The 19,073-nt window shown below is 63.9% G+C and carries 23 protein-coding genes and 1 pseudogene; 8 read left to right on the forward strand and 16 right to left on the reverse strand.

Annotation, left to right across the window (positions count from 1 at the left end):
- Positions 1–53 precede the first annotated feature (53 nt).
- Together ACODR6_RS01360 and ACODR6_RS01365 are read right to left on the reverse strand one after the other, a co-directional pair.
- Complete coding sequence (locus tag ACODR6_RS01360; protein ID WP_489020212.1) at positions 54–389, reverse strand: phage head closure protein; 336 nt, start codon at positions 387–389, stop codon at positions 54–56.
- A complete protein-coding gene (locus tag ACODR6_RS01365; protein ID WP_489020214.1) occupies positions 389–958 on the reverse strand; it encodes a head-tail connector protein in 570 nt (189 codons plus the stop codon). Before ACODR6_RS01365 ends, ACODR6_RS01360 begins: the two co-directional genes overlap by 1 nt.
- 138 nt (positions 959–1,096) lie before the next feature.
- Here ACODR6_RS01365 and ACODR6_RS01370 point away from each other — a divergent pair.
- A pseudogene (locus ACODR6_RS01370) lies at positions 1,097–1,223 on the forward strand (endonuclease domain-containing protein); the annotation flags it as partial.
- Between the two features lie 55 nt (positions 1,224–1,278).
- Here ACODR6_RS01370 and ACODR6_RS01375 read toward each other — a convergent pair.
- The 9 genes from ACODR6_RS01375 to ACODR6_RS01415 form a co-directional block, all read right to left on the reverse strand.
- Positions 1,279–2,532 carry a phage major capsid protein gene (locus ACODR6_RS01375; RefSeq protein WP_489020216.1) on the reverse strand — a complete coding sequence of 418 codons (1,254 nt, stop codon included), beginning with the start codon at positions 2,530–2,532 and terminating at the stop codon, positions 1,279–1,281.
- Positions 2,533–2,541: 9 nt separating this feature from the next.
- The gene (locus ACODR6_RS01380; RefSeq protein WP_489020218.1) at positions 2,542–3,108 is read right to left on the reverse strand and encodes an HK97 family phage prohead protease; all 567 of its coding nucleotides are present in this window, start codon (positions 3,106–3,108) and stop codon (positions 2,542–2,544) included.
- Positions 3,109–3,258: 150 nt separating this feature from the next.
- The gene (locus ACODR6_RS01385) at positions 3,259–3,564 is read right to left on the reverse strand and encodes a DUF6107 family protein (RefSeq protein WP_112719667.1); all 306 of its coding nucleotides are present in this window, start codon (positions 3,562–3,564) and stop codon (positions 3,259–3,261) included.
- A 176-nt stretch (positions 3,565–3,740) separates the two neighbouring features.
- Positions 3,741–4,064 (reverse strand): type II toxin-antitoxin system RelE/ParE family toxin, encoded by a 324-nt coding sequence (locus ACODR6_RS01390; RefSeq protein WP_489020220.1) that lies wholly within the window; start codon positions 4,062–4,064, stop codon positions 3,741–3,743.
- On the reverse strand, positions 4,061–4,321 hold the full coding sequence (locus ACODR6_RS01395) for a ribbon-helix-helix protein, CopG family (protein WP_130278655.1): 261 nt from the start codon (positions 4,319–4,321) through the stop codon (positions 4,061–4,063). Before ACODR6_RS01395 ends, ACODR6_RS01390 begins: the two co-directional genes overlap by 4 nt.
- Positions 4,322–4,380: 59 nt before the next feature.
- Positions 4,381–4,974 (reverse strand): alpha-ketoglutarate-dependent dioxygenase AlkB, encoded by a 594-nt coding sequence (locus ACODR6_RS01400; RefSeq protein WP_489020222.1) that lies wholly within the window; start codon positions 4,972–4,974, stop codon positions 4,381–4,383.
- 26 nt (positions 4,975–5,000) lie between these two features.
- Positions 5,001–6,149 carry a phage portal protein gene (locus ACODR6_RS01405; protein ID WP_489020224.1) on the reverse strand — a complete coding sequence of 383 codons (1,149 nt, stop codon included), beginning with the start codon at positions 6,147–6,149 and terminating at the stop codon, positions 5,001–5,003.
- 204 nt (positions 6,150–6,353) lie between these two features.
- Positions 6,354–6,662, reverse strand: coding sequence for a Dabb family protein (locus ACODR6_RS01410; RefSeq protein WP_489020226.1), 309 nt, complete (start codon positions 6,660–6,662; stop codon positions 6,354–6,356).
- Positions 6,663–6,681: 19 nt separating this feature from the next.
- Positions 6,682–7,365 carry a hypothetical protein gene (locus ACODR6_RS01415; RefSeq protein WP_489020227.1) on the reverse strand — a complete coding sequence of 228 codons (684 nt, stop codon included), beginning with the start codon at positions 7,363–7,365 and terminating at the stop codon, positions 6,682–6,684.
- Positions 7,366–7,535: 170 nt separating this feature from the next.
- Here ACODR6_RS01415 and ACODR6_RS01420 point away from each other — a divergent pair, with 170 nt between their 5' ends.
- A complete protein-coding gene (locus ACODR6_RS01420) occupies positions 7,536–7,667 on the forward strand; it encodes a hypothetical protein (protein WP_489020229.1) in 132 nt (43 codons plus the stop codon).
- A 33-nt stretch (positions 7,668–7,700) separates the two neighbouring features.
- Here ACODR6_RS01420 and ACODR6_RS01425 read toward each other — a convergent pair whose 3' ends face one another.
- Positions 7,701–8,990 (reverse strand): DNA-packaging protein, encoded by a 1,290-nt coding sequence (locus ACODR6_RS01425; RefSeq protein WP_489020703.1) that lies wholly within the window; start codon positions 8,988–8,990, stop codon positions 7,701–7,703.
- A gap of 103 nt (positions 8,991–9,093) precedes the next feature.
- Positions 9,094–9,735, reverse strand: coding sequence for a hypothetical protein (locus ACODR6_RS01430; RefSeq protein WP_489020231.1), 642 nt, complete (start codon positions 9,733–9,735; stop codon positions 9,094–9,096).
- 582 nt (positions 9,736–10,317) lie between these two features.
- Here ACODR6_RS01430 and ACODR6_RS01435 point away from each other — a divergent pair.
- The 3 genes from ACODR6_RS01435 to ACODR6_RS01445 all read left to right on the forward strand — a co-directional run bounded on the left by ACODR6_RS01435 (position 10,318) and on the right by ACODR6_RS01445 (position 12,367).
- Positions 10,318–11,673: an HD-GYP domain-containing protein gene (locus tag ACODR6_RS01435; protein ID WP_489020233.1), complete on the forward strand. Its 1,356-nt coding sequence runs from the start codon at positions 10,318–10,320 to the stop codon at positions 11,671–11,673.
- A 67-nt stretch (positions 11,674–11,740) separates the two neighbouring features.
- On the forward strand, positions 11,741–12,073 hold the full coding sequence (locus ACODR6_RS01440) for an MmcQ/YjbR family DNA-binding protein (protein WP_203429270.1): 333 nt from the start codon (positions 11,741–11,743) through the stop codon (positions 12,071–12,073).
- A 60-nt stretch (positions 12,074–12,133) separates the two neighbouring features.
- Complete coding sequence (locus tag ACODR6_RS01445) at positions 12,134–12,367, forward strand: type II toxin-antitoxin system Phd/YefM family antitoxin (protein WP_203429271.1); 234 nt, start codon at positions 12,134–12,136, stop codon at positions 12,365–12,367.
- Between the two features lie 20 nt (positions 12,368–12,387).
- Here ACODR6_RS01445 and ACODR6_RS01450 read toward each other — a convergent pair whose 3' ends face one another.
- Both ACODR6_RS01450 and ACODR6_RS01455 read right to left on the reverse strand, forming a co-directional pair.
- Complete coding sequence (locus ACODR6_RS01450) at positions 12,388–12,810, reverse strand: GIY-YIG nuclease family protein (RefSeq protein WP_203429272.1); 423 nt, start codon at positions 12,808–12,810, stop codon at positions 12,388–12,390.
- Positions 12,811–12,943: 133 nt separating this feature from the next.
- On the reverse strand, positions 12,944–13,858 hold the full coding sequence (locus tag ACODR6_RS01455; RefSeq protein ID WP_203429273.1) for an SDR family oxidoreductase: 915 nt from the start codon (positions 13,856–13,858) through the stop codon (positions 12,944–12,946).
- A gap of 104 nt (positions 13,859–13,962) precedes the next feature.
- Here ACODR6_RS01455 and ACODR6_RS01460 point away from each other — a divergent pair, with 104 nt between their 5' ends.
- The gene (locus tag ACODR6_RS01460) at positions 13,963–14,529 is read left to right on the forward strand and encodes a TetR family transcriptional regulator (RefSeq protein WP_489020236.1); all 567 of its coding nucleotides are present in this window, start codon (positions 13,963–13,965) and stop codon (positions 14,527–14,529) included.
- Between the two features lie 120 nt (positions 14,530–14,649).
- A complete protein-coding gene (gene ampC, locus ACODR6_RS01465; RefSeq protein WP_489020238.1) occupies positions 14,650–15,804 on the forward strand; it encodes a class C beta-lactamase in 1,155 nt (384 codons plus the stop codon).
- 17 nt (positions 15,805–15,821) lie between these two features.
- Here ampC and ACODR6_RS01470 read toward each other — a convergent pair whose 3' ends face one another.
- Positions 15,822–16,298: a YcgN family cysteine cluster protein gene (locus tag ACODR6_RS01470; RefSeq protein ID WP_489020705.1), complete on the reverse strand. Its 477-nt coding sequence runs from the start codon at positions 16,296–16,298 to the stop codon at positions 15,822–15,824.
- A 185-nt stretch (positions 16,299–16,483) separates the two neighbouring features.
- Between ACODR6_RS01470 and ACODR6_RS01475 the strand changes: the two genes are divergently transcribed.
- Positions 16,484–18,622 carry a transglycosylase domain-containing protein gene (locus ACODR6_RS01475; protein ID WP_489020240.1) on the forward strand — a complete coding sequence of 713 codons (2,139 nt, stop codon included), beginning with the start codon at positions 16,484–16,486 and terminating at the stop codon, positions 18,620–18,622.
- Positions 18,623–19,073: the final 451 nt, after the last annotated feature.

Below are 19,073 nucleotides of genomic sequence, written 5' to 3' on the forward strand. Positions count from 1 at the left end.
AACCCGGGAAAGAAAGGCCGCGAGATCGCCAAGCGTCACCGCCAGAACCGCCGTCATCGCCCCTCCTCCTCGCAGAGGCAGACGAGATAGCGCCCGCCTTCATCGGGATCGCGCAGGCTGCGGATCACGAAAACCCGCTCCCCCTTGCGCAGCCGCATGCCGCTCCTGACGCCGGTGCGAAACCGCACCCATACCCGATGCGTCAGCGTGACGATCTCAGACCCCGCCTGCTCCTCGCTGACCTCGCCGACTGGCTCGATCCGAGCCCAGAGCGAAGCTACCGCTTCGAACGAAACATCTGCCCCACCCTGCCCATCCGCCAGCTCGACCGGCCGCTCCAACACCAGCCGCGCGCTCAGCGCACCGGGATCGAGAACCACCGCCCGCATCAGAGCCGCCTCATCAGAAACAGCGCAATCAGCCGGTCGTAACCATTAGGAATATCCGCCGGCTGATCAGCCGCTGCGACGGCACCGCGAAACGCAAACATCTGCGCCACATGCATCAGCATCGCCCGCTTCAGCACATCCGGCACCTCGGCCCCGCTCTCGCCGAACCCCGCCGTAAAGTCGATCTCGACCCCGTTGATAGCGCGCGCCACACCCTCGCCCCGCTTCAACAACAATCGCGCCGGCCGTGCCTGACGATCAAGCACATGCCCCTCCACCGGCCAGGAAACCTCCTCGCCACCGGCATCGTAAAGCGTCACGCTTTCAATCGCTTGCACCGGCCCCCTGGCAATCTGAATCACCCCGTCTTCAGGAACTGAATCAAGATAAAGCCGCCAGGTCTGGCTGATCAGGCAAAGCCCGCTCACCCGCTCCAGATGCTCCCGCGCCACCGAGATCAGCGAGACGAGCAACGCATCCTCCTCGCCCCCATCCAACCGCAAATGCGCCTTCACCTCCCCAAGCGCCAGCGCCTCCGCCGACGGCGGAGTGATCAATGCATAGGTCATCGGAAATTCCTTTTTGAAAGACGGTGGAGAGCTGGCGTTAGATGCGCCTCAAGCTCCCTCATCCCTGTGCCCGTCACAGGGATCCAGCGCACCCAAGTCCTTGGGTGCGGGAGAGCATAGTAATAGCGCTCATCATCCGGAGCCCCCTCATCCGACCCTGCGGGCCACCTTCTCCCCGCTGGGGAGAAGGGAAAACCGGAGAGCGCGCCACGAGTCCCCTTCTCCCCTGGGGGAGAAGGTGCCCGGCAGGGCGGATGAGGGGGCCACATCCACCAAACCAAACCAACTATTCGCTACTCACTATTCGCTACCAACTACTCTCAACTCACCCCAAACTTCACCACCTTGATCGCCTCGAAATTCTGCACCCCGCCGCCAACCCTCTTGGTCGTGTAAAACAGCACATACGGCTTCGCCGAATACGGATCCCGCAGCACCCGCACCCCGGTCCGATCCACCACCAGATACCCCGCCCGGAAATCCCCGAAGGCGATCGACAGCGAACCCGCCGCGATATCCGGCATGTCCTCGGCCTCGGCGACCGGGAAGCCCATCAGCGTTGCCGCCTGGCCTGCCGCTGCCGGCGGCTGCCAGATGTAGCGGCCGTCGGCATCCTTCAGCTTGCGCACCGCCGCCTGCGTCTTGCGGTTCATGACGAAATTGGCGTTGCGGCGGTATCCCGCCTTCAGCGCATAGATGGCGTCGACCAGCACGTCGGAAGCGCCGCTCGCGGCAAAGGCGCCGGCCGCGCCGGTCGGGATATAGCCGAGATTGCCCCAGCTCCAGCCGCTTTCGGCCACCGCCGTATAGGCGAGAAACCCCTTCGGCTTGTTGGTGCCGTCGCCGGAGACGAAGGCCGTGCCCTCCTGCTCGGCAAAGACGGTATCGACCTCGCCCGAAATCCAGGCCTCGATATCGACGGCCGCATCGTCGAGCAGCGCCTGCGTCGCCGCCGGCATGGCGTAGAGCTCCATGGTCGGAAAGCTCAGTTCGGCAAGCTGGGCATTGCCGGTCTGCGGCCGCGCCGCCGTCTCCGCCACCCAGCCGGACGCCATGCCCGAAGTCGAGAACGGCTTCTTCAGCACCGAGCCGGACACCTGCCGCACGGTCGCCAGCGACCGGATCGGCGAGACGACCCAAAGACGCCGCCCGATCTCGGTATCGGTCTCCGGCGGTACCAGATAGCCGCCGTCGGCCCCTGTCCCCACCGACATCGCCTTCGCCTCGATCTCGCGCAGCCCCGCCTCGTCGCCGCGGCGGATATAGTTTTCGAAGGCCGCCTTGTGCTCGCCGTTGTCGGAGGCGCCGCCGCCGGAGCGTCCGAGCGGCGGGCGCGCCTTCTTCAGCACCAGCTGGTCGAGCAGCTTCTTCTGCTCGTCCATGGCGCGGTTGATGCGATCCATCTTGTCGCGGGTCACGACATCGTCGGTGAACTTCGCCTCGATCTCGCCGAGGCGCCGGTCGTTGGTTTCCTTGAAGGCCTCGAAGGCTTCCATGAAATCGTCGAAGGCAGCCGTCATCGTCTCCGGCACCGCCTTGATCTCGGGTGCCGTCCTCGCAGTCATATCGCTCATGTTCAGGTCCTATCTGAAGGTTTCGGTCAGCATCTGCCGCGCCGCCCGGCGCATGGCGCGGACGAGCTCGGTCTCCTTGTCGCGGAACCACCGCGCGTTCTTGATGTTCTGCACGCGCGCCGAAGGCAGCATCGGGAAGGTCACCACCGAGATCTCCCAGAGATCCGCCTCGATGATCCGCCTGACACCGCTCTTGGCATCCGTCCGCGCCCTGACGGTTCGGAAGCCGATCGACAACCCGTCGAGCGCCCCGCTCTTGATCAGCTGGTGCACCTCGCGGGCCCGCGCCACGCCATCGGCAAGCACGCCCTCGACATAAAGCCCTCGCCCATCCTCGCGGATGGTCTTCCAGGCGCCGATCGGCTCGGACGGATCATGCTGGAACAGCATCCTGACGCCCTCCGCGCCGCGCTCCGACAAGGACTTGCGAAACGCCCCGCGCTCCACCTGATCCTTGCCGAGATCGATCTCGCCGAAGACGCTCGCATAGCCCGAAAACGTCCCGTCGCGCCGGACACCGCGCAGCTCCAGATTGGCAAATTTGCGCGTCTCCGCGCCCATGAGCGATGCGGCCATGGTTGTGCTCCTGATTGTGAAATGAGAAAGGCTGGCGGGGGATTGCTGTCGCGAATAGCGAATAGCGAATAGCGAATAGCGTCGACTGCGCTCGACCGAGCTTCATCGGCGAGCCCCAAAAACTATTCGCTATTCGCTACAAACTATTCGCTATTTCCACCTCTTCGCCACCCGCGCCAAAACCCCGAGCCCCCACCAGGCACAGAGGCTCGCCGCGGCCGAGCCCGACAGCATGACTTCGGAGGCCGAGAGCCGGTCGGCGATCCCGAGCCGCTCCGCCAGCCAGATCCCGGTGGGACCACCGAAGATCAGCCCACAGGAGAGCCCCGAAAAGAACCGGCTCGCCGCCTCCCGCCTGCTCTTCGGCAAGAGATAGATCAGCGACACCGCCGCCCCCGCCGAAGCCCCCAGCGCCCGGCTGGCCCAGAGCCCGCCATCATTGGAAAAGTCAGCCATTGTTAGGCCTCCCGGGTAAACCGCCCGCCATCCCGACAGGCAGCAACACGCCAAAACCCGCCCAGCGCATCACGCGCGCCCCGGCAGGCCCAATTTCCCCGAATTGTTTGAATCGCTTACGCCTGAGACTTCTCAGATCGAACCAGGCGCTTGAGAGGTTGATTCAACGGCGCGCCTTAGCTGTCGCCGGGAACCTCGAAATCATCGTCTTCGTCGATGTCCAGAACCGTTCCCTGCTGGCGCCCGTGGCGGATCGCCGAAATGAGGATCGCGTCGGCCTCGACACGATAATCGATGACATAGGGCGCCTCGACGAAACGCCGCCGCCCGGCGAGCGGCAACACGGGACTACCCGCGTTCGGATGCGCCGCCAGCATTCGAAAGGCCGCCTGCAAACGCCGCAAGGTCGTCGCCGCCGCGCGAGGATTGGCCTTCATAAGGTAAGCCTTCTCGCGCTCAAGATATCCCGCCGCATCGGCCGAAAGGACGATCCGCTTCAAGCAGCGTTATCCCTGGCATCGGCAAGCAGGCGCGCAAACAGATCGTCGGCATCGACGGCCTCGCCGTTCTCGATCTGCTTTTCACCCTGCAGGACCTGAAGGATGTCGTTGCCCTCCTGCTGCAGGTAATATTTCAACGCCCGCACGATCACCCAACTGCGCGTCCGCTCGGTCGCCTTTGCGATCGTCTCGATATCCCTGAGCATATCTTCAGGAAGGCGGAGCGCGATCGGATCGGAAAGAACAGGCTTGGACATGGCAGCGTCTCCATTTTGTAATACGACGTATAACAAAATCGCCGCCCGGCCTCAATCGCCTATCCCAGCACCGCGGTCCTGAAGGTCAGCGAAACCCGCCGCCCGCGCATCCGCCTCACACCATCGACGATGTCGGAAGCCCGCGCCGGTATCTCATGCGTCCAGTCGTAGCGCGCCGCCCCCTGCATCACCAGCAGCGAGCCACGCTCCAGCACAACGCTCCGCCGCGCACCACTGCCACGATGACGAAACACCATCTCGCAGGCAGAGAGCAGACTCAGCGACGCAATCACGCCACCGAAGCACGGCTCACAATCGACATGGGCACTGATCCCCTGCCCCGGCAGATATTCATTGGCGATCACCTGATCCGGCAGAGCGCCGAAGTGTCCATCCCCGACGAGCCGCCGCGCCAGACCACCAAGCCAGTCCGGCAACGGCCCCAGCCGCGCATCATCGGCCACCCTCCGCGCCCGGTAATCATAGCGATAGCCGAAATGCTGGACCCGCCGCTTCAGCGTCGTGTCCCAATCGCCGGCATCGAGCGCACGGCAAACCTCGTCCGCCTGCTGCCCTGCCAGAAAGCCAGGCACATAGCTCAGCCCCTCGATGCCCTCGAAATCCACAGCGCCCCCAGCCTGCAAAATCGCCATAGGCTTCACAGGCTGGCAGCCACCGGTCAATACCCCACAGCCTCCCGCTTCTCCTCATCCGTCAGAAACGCCGCCGCCCCCACCCGCGCCCAGAGCTCCCCGCGCTCCGCCGAAAGCCCGGCCACCCTGTCCAGATCCGGCTCCAGCCGCAACCCCTCGCCATAAGCTCCGCCGAGCCAGGCCGAGAGCGAGGCCGCCGTCCGTGTCAGCATCGGCAGCACAGTCAGGCGATAGAAGGCCCTATTCGCCTCCTGGTAATTGGCAAATGTATTGTCGCCGGGAATGCCGAGCAGCATCGGCGGCACGCCGAAGGCGAGCGCGATGTCGCGGGCGGCGCCATTGCGCGCCTCGACGAAATCCATGTCCTTCGGCGAAAGCCCCATCGCCTTCCAGTCGAGGCCGCCCTCGAGCAGCAGCGGCCGCCCGGCGCGCATCGGCCCGGAATAGCCGTCGTCGAGCTCCTGGCGCAGCCGCTCATATTGATCGGGCGAAAGATTGCCGCCCTCCTTCGGCTGATAGACCAGCGCGCCGGAGGGACGGGCGGAATTGTCGAGCAACGCCTTGTTCCAGGTCGCCGCCGCATTGGAAAGATCGAGCGCCACCTGCGCTGCCGCCAGCGGCGGAAAACCCATATGATCGTCGAGCGGATGAAAGAGCTTCAGGTGCAGCAGCGCCATCCCCTCGGCCTCCGCCGCAAAGCGCCTCACCGAGCCGCCCGCCCTGTAGTCATAAGCCTCCGGCCACCCGTCCCGCCCCTCGACGACGCTCACTCTATCGGGCCGCAGCAGATGCAGTTCCCGCAGCGCCGCGCCGACCATCAGCGGCTCGACATAGGCATTGCCCGAGAGCAGCAGATGCCCATAGAGCGCCTCGAAGAAATCAGGCCCGCCCATCCGTCCGTTCGGCTGGCGCAGCAGCGCGGCCGCCGGATGCTCCGGCCGCTCCCGCTCGCCCTCATAGATCAGCCAGGGCACGGCCGCCGCCGCCTCCGACACCAGCCTGACGCAGCGATGCGCCACCGGGTTCTTCATGAACCCCTCGCGCGACAGCGCCGCATAGGACCGCCCCGTCCAGCTCGCCTGCCCCTGCGCCGCCAGCGACAACAAAGACCCCGCCGCCTTCTTCTCGGCCACGGCACTACGCCCCGCCCACGGCAGGAAAGACCGGATATTCATGATGATGTCCCTTGTTGAAAGGTCAGCGCGCCGACGTTTCCCCCTTCTCCCCAGCGGGGAGAAGATGCCCGTCAGGGCAGATGAGGGGGACGATGAGCGCAGCGAAACGTGCCTTGAGCGGCAAGCGAAAGGCTGTCCTTTGCGCACGCGGCCCCCTCATCCGGCCCTCCGGGCCACCTTCTCCCCGCCGGGGAGAAGGGAAGATCAAGCAACCGGCACCTTCACCGCCAGCCCGCTGTCGAAATCCGCCGCCACCCGTGTCTCGCGCAGCGGCTTCACCGTCCGGGTCGAAAGCTCGTAGTCCGGATGCGCCTTGTAGGCCGCCAGCGCCGCCTCGTCGGCGAACTCGCCGTAGACGATGAAGTCGACGGCATTGCCCCACTGGTCGGATTTCAGGTTTTCGCCGATCTCCAGCGTCAGCGCGTGGGGGATGCCGGTCAGCCGCGACAGGCCGTTGCGCACCGCCTCGCGATTTTCTTCTGGCGCGGTGAAGAAAACGATGTGGCGGATCACGCGGGCTCTCCCTCTTTTTTCAAGTGCGCCGCGCGATAGCATGCGAAAGCCAGGCCATCAACCGCTGCCACAGCCCGCAGACACCGTCGCGGCGCAAGGCCGCATGGAAGGTCCGGCCGTAATCCGCGAGCTTTTCCGCCCTGTCGGTGCCGTTGACGATGCGCCTGGCGTTTACCCAATCCGCCTTTTCGGCATTCAGGTGATCGGCAAGCTTGTGCGGCGCGAAGCTGCCTGAGATCATCCCCTCGACGAGAATGGTCACCGCCGTCTGCATCTCCATGGCGCGCGCCGGATCGGCCACCAGGTCGATCCCCGTCAATTTGCTCATCGCCTCGTAATTGCGCTTGTGCGTCAGCTGCACCAGCCCGCGCCCCAGCCAGCTCTTGCCGTCCTCGTCGGGCAGCCAATAGACCGTCTTCACCCAGGAAAGCTTGCCCGCCGCATAAGCACGGTCGAGGATTTCCACCGCCTTCTCGTCGCTCGCAGCCAGCGTCTCGCGCACCGGCTGCATCGTGTAGGCGGTCTCGTGAAAGGCGGTCGCCAGGATATAGGCGAGCCAGCGCGGATCGGCGCGGTCGTGATGCCGCTCCCAATAGTCGAGGATGGCATTGATGCCCTCCACCTGCTGTTGCTGCAGGCTGCCCTTGAAGAGCGTGCCACGCACCTGATCGAAGAAGTATCGGCGGTCGATGTGGATAACCATGAAAATCGTCCCGGCCTTAATCGATTAAAATAATTTCAATCGTTTAAAGCGTTTAAGCCCCTGATTTACAGCATATTTAAGCTGTGTCATGCGTTTCCTATCGCCGCAGCGCCACAGGCTTTCGAAAGCCTTGGCCCAGCCGATTGGCCGTCAAGCCGGAGAGGAGACCGATGCAAACGACCGAGACCCAACAGCAGCCCATCATTCCCCAGCACCTCGTCGACCAGATGGAAAACGAGTGGCGCCAGGTCCGCCCGGTTCGCGAAGCACCGCGCCCTGCAGAACCGCCGAAGCAGCGATAAACTGCCAAGGCGCAAAAGGCGAGCGGCGAACCGTCATATACCTCTCACCCGCGGCTCGCCGCCGCCGTCAAGCACCAGTGCCGTCAGCGCCCAGACCAGCGCATCCAACCGGTCCGGCGAGCGGCCGTTCGAGAGCCCGTCCGGGCCGAAATCGCACATCTGGTCCTCCAGCGCCGTGAAGCGCCCGGCATGAACCACCCGTCCCTGCTCGTAGAGTGCGGCCACCGGCTCGGCCCTTAGAAATTTTCCCCGCGTCGCCCTCACGCTCGAAACCGGCAGTGTCGCATCGATGCTTTTCAGCATAGCAGAAACCATGTCGCCGCCCTGGTTGATTTCGGCGATCACCCGGTCGGCGCCGAAGCGCTGATAGGCACGCACCACCGCGCCCGCCCATCCGGCCGGGCTCAGGCCCTCGACCGAGCAATCCGCGAGCACCACCGCACGCCCGGAAACCTCGATACCGGCCACGACGATGCCGCAGCAGGATTGCGCGCCGGCCGCTGCCGGCGGATCGACCGCCACGACGATGCGCCTCAAGGCGCCTATCGCCCGCGTCACCAGCGCCTCGATCTGCCCGCGCTTCCACAACCCGTCCTCGCGATCCTCGATCAGCTCGCCTTCGAGCTCCTGCCGCCCCAGCCGCGTGCCGCCATAGCGTGCCGACAGCGCATCGATGAAACCGGGCGCTAGATTGGCGCGATTGCCAAGCGTGCTAATCCGCACAACCCGCGTCCCCTCATCCGCAATCAGCGCCTTCAGCAACGGCACCGGCCGAGGCGTCGTCGTCACCAGCTGCCGCGGCGCTGCGCCAAGACGAAGGCCGAACTGCAGCATGTCGAAGGTCTCCTGCCCATGCTTCCATTTCGCCAGCTCGTCGCACCAGGCCATATGAAACTGCGGCCCGCGCAAACTCTCCGGATCCTCCGAGGAAAACACCTGCGCCACCGCGCCATTCGGCCAGACCAGCCTGCGCCGCGAAATCTCGAATTCCGGCCGGTTGCGCCGCGCGATCCTGCAGATCCCGGAAATCCCGTCGATCATCACCTCACGCGCATCGCCCAGCGTCTCCGCCACCAGCGCGATCCTGAGATCCGAGCGCTGCCCGGCGCTCGCCAAAGCATGCACCCATTCCGCCCCCGCCCGCGTCTTGCCGGACCCGCGCCCACCGAGGAGCAACCACGTCCGCCAGTCGCCAACAGGCGCCATCTGCTCGAGACGCCCGGCCAACGCCCAGTCCTTGAGCGCCCCCGGAAACCCCTCCAGCAACGGCCCGCCGATCCGCTCCAGCCTCTCAAGCGCCGAAAGCCCCGGCTCAAGCCGCATCGGCCAGACCTCCGTTGGTGTGTTGACGGGGTGATTTGGGTGGACGGGACCGAGAGCCGCTGCGGGCTCCGAGCCTGAGACGCGACAACCCGCCGCGTCCCGCTCATCCGCCAGGCCAGCACCGATCGCCTCCAGCCCCTGCCGCAACATTCCGGCTGCCGACAGCGCCTGCGCCATCGCCGAGCGCACCTTCGCCGCCTCGGCCCGCCGCTTCTGGCGCGCCGATCGCGGCCGCATCGTCCGTCTCGGTAAGGGAAATCCCGTCACGTCCGCCCGCCTCCGCCTGCCAAGCCCTGATCCGCTGTTCGACGATCAGCGCCGCCTTCTCCTCGGCGCGCTGCTCGATGATCGCCAAAAGCTGCCCCCTGGCCGCCGCATAGCCTTCGGCCTGTTCGCGGCTTTCGATCTCCATCTCGCGGTCACGGGCGAGCTGGCGCTGCAGCTGGTCGATCTTCTCGAGCGTGCGGACGATCAGCCCCATGGCATCGGCCGCCGCCTTCAGATCCGCCCGCGCCAGCTTCTCCGCCGCCTCGTCACCGCTCAGCGCCGCAATCTCGGCGCCCTTGCGCAGCTCGACGAAAGCCGCAAACTGCTCCCGCATCTCCACCGTCATCTGGTTGAGCAACACCCGGAGCTCATCCCCCGGCACCCCCTCCGATTTGGTCTCCAGCAGCTGCCCGCCGCCATAGGTCCGCCGCTCAGGCCAGAAGCCGCAAAGCTCGGGACTGAATTCACCAGTGCTCATGGAGGATCCTTTCGGCGAGGTGCCGTAAAGTGCGAGACTAAGGAGGGCGGGAGCCGCACTCAGGTCTTCCCTTCTCCCCAGCGGGGAGAAGGTGCCCGCAGGGCGGATGAGGGGGCCAAGACCACAGTTCTCCCCTCATCCCTGTGCCCTTAGGGCTGCGCCCACGGGATGTCACAGGGATCCAGCCACGGCGCGTCTGCGCCGTGAATGACTCATGCCCTTAATAAGAAGGTATTCCGCACCCCAAGACTGGGGTGCACTGGATTCCTGTGACAAGCACAGGAATGAGGGAGCGTGATGTGGCTCTACGCGCCAAACAACAATCGCTCAGCGCCACCAACCGCATCCCCCAGCCGCAACTTTCCGACTATGCCATAACCCTAGCAAACCACCGTCACGCCGTCAAGGATTATTTTCCTACAATCTGCAATTACCCCTTCTCGCATCATCTCGTACAAGCTTCATTCAATCATTCTAATATGTTGAAATTCAACTGAAATCCGCGATCTTAACCAATCCCCTGAACCCTTCCGCAACCACCCCTACCCCAAGACTCCTCACATCCAGGAACGGCAGGACATCATGAGCGGCATCCAGATCCGGCTTGCGGAAATCATCGAAGCGCTCAGCAAGGCGCTCGATCTGACGGAAGGGCAGCCGCCCGGCCATTGCATCCGCGCCTGCTATATCGGCACCCATATCGGCCGCGAGCTCGGCCTGCCGGATGGCGAGCTGCAGGATCTCTATTACACGCTGCTGCTGAAAGACCTCGGCTGCAGCAGCAATGCCGCCCGCATCTGCGAAATCTATCTGGCCGATGATCTCGCCTTCAAGCGCGATTTCAAGCTGGTCGACGGCAGCCTCGGCCAGGTGCTGCGCTTCGTCATCGGCCACACGGGCATGCAGGCCGGCCTTGCCGAGCGCTTTCGCGGCATTCTCAACATCCTGCAGAATGGCGGCGAGATCGTCACCGACCTGATCCAGACGCGCTGCCAGCGCGGCGCCGAGATCGCGCGGATGATGCGGTTTTCCGAGGCGGTGGCAAACGGCATTCTCGGCCTCGACGAACACTGGAATGGCGGCGGCCGGCCGATCGGCCTGTCGGGCACCGAAATCCCGCTGTTTTCGCGCATCGCGCTCTTGTCGCAGATCGCCGATATCTTTCAGGCGAGCGGCGGCCCGGAAGCCTCGAAAGCCGAGATCGCCAAGCGGTCCGGCACATGGTTCGATCCCGATCTCACCGCTGCCTTTGCCCGCGTCGCCGCGCGCCCCGATTTCTGGGAAATCCTGCGTTCTGAGGCGCTGGAGGATGTCGTGCTGAGCAGCGAGCCCGGCCAGCAGGCGATCATGGCCGATGACGACTACCTCGACGATATCGCCGCCGCCTTCGCCAAGGTGATCGACGCCAAGAGCCCCTATACATCGGGCCATAGCGATCGTGTCGCGCTGTTTACCGATTTGATCGCCGAGCAAATGGGCATCGATGCCGAGGGCCGCCGCTTCCTGAAGCGCGCCGCCCTGCTTCATGATATCGGCAAGCTCGGCGTCTCCAATTCCGTGCTCGACAAGCCCGGCAAGCTCGAAGGCGAGGAATGGGAGCAGATGAAGCGCCATTCGGAATTCTCCGAGCTCATCCTGTCGCGCATCCACGCCTTCTCCGAAGCCGCCGTCATCGGCGGCGCCCACCACGAAAGGCTTGATGGCAAGGGCTATCCGCGCGGCCTGACCGCCGAAGCCATCCCCATGGAAGTCCGCATCGTCTCGACCGCCGACGTCTTCGACGCGCTGACCGCCGACCGCCCCTACCGCGCCGCCATGCCGATCACCAAGGCGCTCGCCATTCTCTGGGAGGGTGCCGGCCAAAGCCACGATCCAGTCTGCATCACCGCACTCGAACGCGCGCTCGACCGCACCGCCATCGAAAAGAAGGCGGCGTAAAAGCGGCCGGCCGCGCCAAAACCGCCGTCGACATTTGTCCGCCACCCCATCCATGCTATAATCTTCCATGGACCGGGAACAGCTTGCAGCCTTTGCGCTCTCACTGCCGGAAGCGGTCGAAAGCGCCCATATGGGCACACGCGATTTTCGCGTGCGCAGCAAGATCTTTCTGACCTTTCCCGACCAGGATTACTGCGTCGTCCGCCTCACCCCCGACCAGCAGAAACTCACCCTCGAAATCGCCCCGAAGGAAACCCTCCCCGTCCCCGGCGGCTGGGGCCTGCGCGGCTCCACCCGCCTCTATCACACGCTCGCCGAGGACACGCTGACCCGCGACCTCGTGCGCAAGGCCTGGCTGAATGTGGCGCCGAAGGGGTTGCATGGGCTTCTCGGAAGCTAGCGCTTGCTTATGCAGAAACGACCAATCAAACTTCGCCTAAACCGGCTCGGGAGTGATGAGATGAAAACTGTCGAACTGGATGATGCCAAACGTACCCTTGCCCAGCACGTCGAGGCAGCCCGCTCCGGCGACTTTGTGACAATCACTAGCGCGGGCAAGCCTCTTGCGGTTCTCGTCAGCGTAGAAGCCGTCACAGCGGCTTGCAGGCAGGAACGACCAAGCTTCTCCGCCTTTCTCAAGACTTTTCCCGGCGGCGATATCCCGCTCGAGCGTAATACATCCGGGTCCCGATAACGGGACTCGCTGTAGCTCAGCTACCTCCCTAGAAGTCCAAAGAGACCCGATGCAACAGCGGTATCTTGGCGGTTAAGCGGAGCGTGATGACCATTGCGGAGATCGGTCTCAATCGCGAACCGCTCCCATTCCCTTTCGGCGAGGAAGTGGAGATGAAGCTCGCTCCCTCCTAGCACGGTCGCCTGCCGAATTTTGTCGCTCTGGTGCTCGTTCATTCGCCTCGCTGTATTTGACGTCTGGCCTATATACAGCGGATGCGCGAGGCCATTTACGTCTCGCCGGACCATCAAATACACTGCAGGCAGATCAATGTGAGATGCCAACAAGGGATAAACAGTCGTTATCCACCATCGCCCAGAGGCGCCTTGCCAGTGGTGAAAGCAAGGCTTAGCAGCTGCCAAATAGTTGGCCTGCGGAGGAAGTCCTGCGATACCTGTTAACATGCCCTTACTCCTCAAAGGAATCAAAGCCCCCAAGTCAGATAATGGCAGAACATTTCAGAAACTCAATAGATGCCAATTCTCGCTCAAATATACCATATATTGATTTTCGGCCACGACCCGCTGGAAATTGCCCTCACCGATACCCCACCGCATCCGCCTCCCTCCCCGTCTCCACCACCTCGTCCATATACCGCCAGCAATCCGGCCTCGACCCGTCCACATCGTCGAACCCATAGACCTTCGCCAGCCCGCCGCTCGAGAGCGACTGTCCGTTGAAACGCCGCATCTCCGCATCCCCCGCCAGCGCCGCCACGGCGCGGCCGACGAAGCGCGGCGTCTCCGAGATGACGAAATGCGCCGGGGCGATGGTGCTGTCGCGCCAGGTCGCCTCGGTCACCCCATAGATCTCCAGCATCATTTCCGAGCGCATCCAGCCGGGCGTCATGGAAACCGCCGTGCAGCCGTGCTTTTCCAGGTCCCTGCCATGCGCCCAGGCCATGCGGGTCACGCCGGTCTTGACGAGGTCGTAATACGGGTTCAGCCGGTAATGCGTGGCGTTATACTCGGCCGTGCCGTCGGTCATTTCGACAAGCAGCCCGCCCGGCCGTTCGATCAGCAGCGGCAGGGCGTAGCGGGCGGTGATGAAATGCGTGTCGATCGCCAGCCGCAGCATTTTCAGGCCGTTTTCCAGCGAATGTTCCCAGACAGGCTTTTCCCATTCGGTCAGGTGCTCGCCGCCCCAGATGTCGTTGACGAGAATATCGAGTCTACCCTCCTCGCCGCGGATGCGCGCCACCAGCGCCTCCACTTCATGGGGCACGAGATGATCGACTCTCAGCGCCACCGCCCGGCCGCCGGCCGCCTCGACCAATTCGGCGGTCTCCTCGATCGTCTCCGGCCGGTCGTATTCGGAGCGCTGGCCGCGCGTCGAGCGGCCCGTCACATAGACGGTCGCGCCTGCTGCCCCCAGCTCGATCGCGATCCCGCGTCCCGCGCCGCGCGTGCCGCCCGCCACCAGTGCCACCTTTCCCCTGAGCTCCGCTGTCATAATCCGATCCTCCACGCTAGAAGCAATTTCGCCCGCCTCGCGACGGGCCATTGAATATAAACGAACGTTCGTTCATAATCGATGCGAACGCAAGAGGAAATTTCATGCCGCGCACCCGCACCCTGCCGGACGAGCAGCTTCTGGAGATGGTTCTCGCCCTCATCCATGCCGAGGGTCCGGATGCCGTGAGCTTCGGCGCGGTGGCAAAGGTCAGCGGCCTCTCCGGCTCCACCCTCGTCCAGCGCTTCGGCACCAAGGCCGGCATGCTGCGCGCCGCCCTCCTTCATGCCTGGGACCGGCTGGATGCCGAGACCGCAAAGGTTTCCGCCGCTGCGGACAAGACCCCCGATGGCGCGGTCGGCCTGCTCACCGCGCTCTCCCAGGATTACGGCGAAGACCCCGCCGCCTATGCCCAGGGCCTCCTCGTGCTGCGCGAGGATTTCCGCGATCCGGTGCTGCGCGCCCGGGGTGCGGCATGGGCCAAAGCACTGACCGCAGCACTCACCGAATGCCTCGCGTCCACGCCCGACCCCGAAACCTCCGCCCGCCTGATGCTGTCGCAATGGCAGGGCTCGCTGCTCTGGTGGGGCTTCACCTCGGAGGGCCGCGTTGCCGATTATGTCGAGCGCGAACTCAGGCTGTTCCTGAAGACGCTTCTTCACCGGCCCTGATCCCCAAGCCCAAATTTATCTAGGGTCTCCCGCGAGTTCTTATCGTTTGTGACGGGGCATCGGCGCACGCTATCGAGCCTGCACCGGAGATTTATCCGGATGCATCGCAAGGAGCCGCCCATGAAGATGAAACATTGCCTGATCGCGCTTTCCCTTTCCGCAAGTCCGCTCCACGCCGCCGAATTGACGGACAAGGCCTTCCAGGAAATCGCCGCCCGCGCCTTCCAGCCCGTCATCAAGACCTATGACATCCCGGGCATGGCGATCGGCGTTTCGATAAACGGCAAGCAATTTTTCTATGTGTCGGGCGAGGCCTCGCGTGAAGCCAAGACGCCGGTGACCACCGATACGATCTTCGAGCTCGGCTCGGTCAGCAAGGTCTTCAACGTGACGCTCGCAGCGCTTGCCGCCGAGCGCGGCCTGATCTCGCTCGATGATCCCGCCTCCACCTACCTGCCGGAGCTGAAGGGCAGCGCCTTCGACAAGATCACCCTCGTCAATCTCGCCACCCACACATCCGGCGGCCTGCCGCTACAGGTCCCTGACAGCGTCACAAATGATGCCGAACTGACGGCCTACCTGAAGAGCTGGAAACCGCCCTACAAGCCGGGCACGATGCGCTCCTATTCGAATGTCAGCATCGGCCTGCTCGGCCGCATCGCCGGCCAGCGCCTTGCCGGCAGCTACCGCGAGGCGGCCGAGAAGGAGCTCTTCCCGGCGCTCGGCCTGAAGAGCACCTTCATCAGCGTGCCCGACGCAGAAAGGGACCGCTATGCCTTCGGCTATTCCAAGGACAACCGCCCGATCCGCGTCAATCCCGGCGTCCTCGACGACGAGGCCTACGGCGTCAAGACGACGATCCGCGACATGACGCACCTGATGGCGCTCAACCTTGATCAGCAGGGCCTGGCACCCGATCTCGCCGCCGCCATCCGCCAGACCCATACCGGCTATTTCACCACCGCCTATTACACGCAGGACATGGTCTGGGAGCAGTATCCCTGGCCGGTCAAGGCAAAGCAGCTCACCGACGGCAATTCCAACAAGATGAGCCTCGAAAGCCAGCCGGTCAAAGCCCTGAAGACCCCGCTCACCCCACAGAGATCCGTGCTGATGAACAAGACCGGCGCCACCGGCGGCTTCGGCGCCTATGTCGTCCTCGCCCCCAAACTCGGCATCGGCCTCACCGTGCTAGCCAACCGCAACTATCCGAACACGGCGCGCGCCGAAGCGGGGCTGAAGCTCATCGAAGCGCTGGAAAAATATACGAAGTAAGTCGGGCCGCGGCCGGTCTATTCCGGCCGCTCCTTCGCATCGTTGCCCACCGTCAGCGGCCAGTCGACGACATAATCCTCGAGCGCTTCGGGATCGATCTCCGTCTCGCTGATCGTCCGCCCGCGGGCGGAAATGCCGGCCTGGTGCACGGTCTCGGGGTCGCCGGAGACCAGCGGGTGCCACCAGTAGAGGTCCTCGCCCTCGTTGATCAGCCGGTAGCCGCAGGTCGGCGGCAGCCAGGCGATATCAGGGACGTTTTCCTTGGTCAGCTGCACGCAATCGGGCACGAAGTCCCAGCGTTTCTCGTAGTTGGAACAGCGACAGCTCTCGCCGTCGAGCAGCTTGCAGGCGACCGAGGTGAAATAGACATCGCCCGAGTCCCATTCCTCGAGCTTGTTGAGGCAACAGAGCCCGCATCCGTCGCAGATGCTCTCCCATTCCTCTTTGGTCATCTCGGGCAGCGTCTTGCGCTTCCAGAAGGGCGTATCTTCCATCATTTCGTTTCTGCAACAGCCGTTCCGCAAATTCGCGTGAGGCCGGCTGCGTCTCTTGTTATCGTCGGGCAAATCAATCAAACATTCAGCATGCTTCGTTTATCGAAGAGCGCAATGCCAAATCAGGCTGTTGCTCTGACGCCTGGGGGGCCAGCCGTCAAGCGCGATCGGGCGGGAAGAACAAAGTGCAGGATCCTGAAACTCCGGAAAAGCAGCCGAAGAAGAGCAAACATCTTCTGCTGAAGATCGATTCCTGGATCGATTCCACGGTCTGGAATGCCGGCTTCCGCTCTGCCGAAATCTGGGAAGACATCACCATCTTCTTCCGCCGCTTCCGCGTTCGCGGCTGGAAGCGCATCGTTTTCGAACTCGGCGGCGAAGGCCTGACGCTCGGCTCGGTCGGCGCCGTGCTGATGCTGGCGCTCGCCCAGCCCGCCTTCGAGGCAACCAAGGAAGACTGGCGCAATCGCGGCGATTTCGCCGTCACCTTCACCGACCGCTACGGCAATGTCATCGGCCATCGCGGCGTCATCCACCAGAACTCGGTGCCGATCGACGAGCTGCCCGACAGCCTGATCAAGTCGGTGCTCGCCACCGAAGACCGCCGCTTCTTCGACCATTTCGGCATCGATGTCATCGGCCTGTTCCGCGCGCTGGTCACCAATGCCCAGGCCGGCGAAGTCGTCCAGGGCGGCTCGACGCTGACGCAGCAGCTGGCGAAGAACCTGTTCCTTTCCAACGAACGCTCGATCGACCGCAAGATCACAGAAGCCTTCCTGGCGCTATGGCTGGAGGCCAATCTTTCGAAGAAGGAAATCCTCTCCACCTATCTCGACCGCGCCTATATGGGCGGCGGCACGTTCGGGGCGGCGGCAGCCTCGCAGTTCTATTTCGGCAAGAGCATCACCGACGTCAATCTGGCCGAAAGCGCCATGCTTGCCGGTCTGTTCAAGGCGCCGGCGAAATATGCGCCGCATGTCAATCTTCCGGCCGCGCGCGCCCGCGCCAACGAGGTGCTCACCAATCTCGTGCAGAGCGGCCTGATGACCGAAGGCCAGGTGATCGCCGCCCGGCGCAATCCGGCGACGGCGATCGACCGCAACGAGCAGGAAGCGCCCGATTTCTTCCTCGACTGGGCCTTCGACGAAGTGCAGCGGCTCGCCTCGCGCTTCCACCAGCATTCGCTCGTCGTGCGCACCACCATCGACATGGGCATCCAGCAGGCGGCCGAGGATTCGGTCGAGACGTCGCTGCGCGAATATGGCGAGAGCTATCACGCCAAGCAGGGCGCGATGGTGATGATCGAAAACGGCGGCGCCGTGCGCGCCATGGTCGGCGGCCGGGATTACGGCGAAAGCCAGTTCAACCGCGCCACCAAGGCGCTGCGCCAGCCGGGTTCCTCCTTCAAGGTCTACACCTATTCGGTGGCCATGGAGAGCGGCATGACGCCGAAGACGACGATCATCGACGCGCCGATCAGCTGGGGCAACTGGAGCCCGCACAATTACGAAAACCGCTATGCCGGACGCGTGACGCTGGAAACGGCGATCGCCCAGTCGATCAACACCATTCCGGTGCGTCTCGCCAAGGAAAAGCTCGGCATCCAGCCGATCCGCGCCATGGCGAAAGCGATGGGCGTGGAATCGCCGGTGCGCGACGACGTGACGATCCCGATCGGCACATCTGAGGTCACGGTACTTGACCAGGCGACCGCCTATGCCGTCTTCCCGGCCGGCGGCTACCAGTCGCGCCGCCACGGCATCACCCAGATCCTCGATTACGACGGCGACGTGCTCTACGATTTCGACCGCGACGAGCCGCCGGCAAAGCGGGTGCTGTCGGAAAAAGCCGATGACGAGATGAACCAGATGCTGAGCCGCATCCCCTATGTCGGCACCGCCCGCAAGGCCGCACTCGACAACGGCATCGTCACCGCCGGCAAGACCGGCACGACGCAGGCCTATCGCGACGCCTGGTTCGTTGGCTTCACCGGCAACTACACGACCGCCGTCTGGTTCGGCAACGACGACTATACCTCGACCAACAACATGACCGGCGGCTCCCTGCCCGCCATGACCTTCAAGCGCGCCATGGACTACGCCCACCAGGGCGTCGTGCTGCGCCCCATCCCCGGCATCGAAAACCCGCTGCCCTCCCCCAAGGACGCCGCCAAGACCGCCGCCGCCAAACCCGCCGACGGCATCCCCCAACTGGTGCGCCCGCGCATGCTCTCGGTGGAGAGCACGAAGATCTTGAAGGACCTCGGCGAGAAGCTGAAGGATGCGGCGCCGCTCGAGGCGCAGAAGGTTGCGAGTGTGGAGTGAAGGGGAGCTGTTCGCGGCACCGCTGATAAGGTTTTCTGGCGCATCCCCAATCTCTCCTCATTCCTGTGCTCGTCACAGGAATCCGGTCTCTGCGCGTCTGCGCGGCGGAGAGACTCTTTTCGCTGTGGACGCTGAGTGATTTTCACGTCACTGAGGGACACGAGACGCCGAGGCTACAAGTCTAAAGGCGTCATTCACCGCGCAGACGCGCGGTGGCTGGATTCCTGTGACAAGCACAGGAATGAGGGAGTATTGGGTGGACCGCAGTGGATAGTTGAGAGGTCGAGCGTGCCGTTCAGCATTCTCCATCGGGCAATGTGACCGTCGGACGCATCCCCAATCTCCCCCTCATTCCTGTGCTCGTTACAGAAATCCACCCGGCGTGCGTCTGCGCGGCGAGAGACTCACGCGCCAACCTCCACCGCGAAAACGTTGCTCACCATTCCACCCC

The sequence above is a fragment of the Rhizobium sp. FG96 genome (assembly GCF_057808655.1).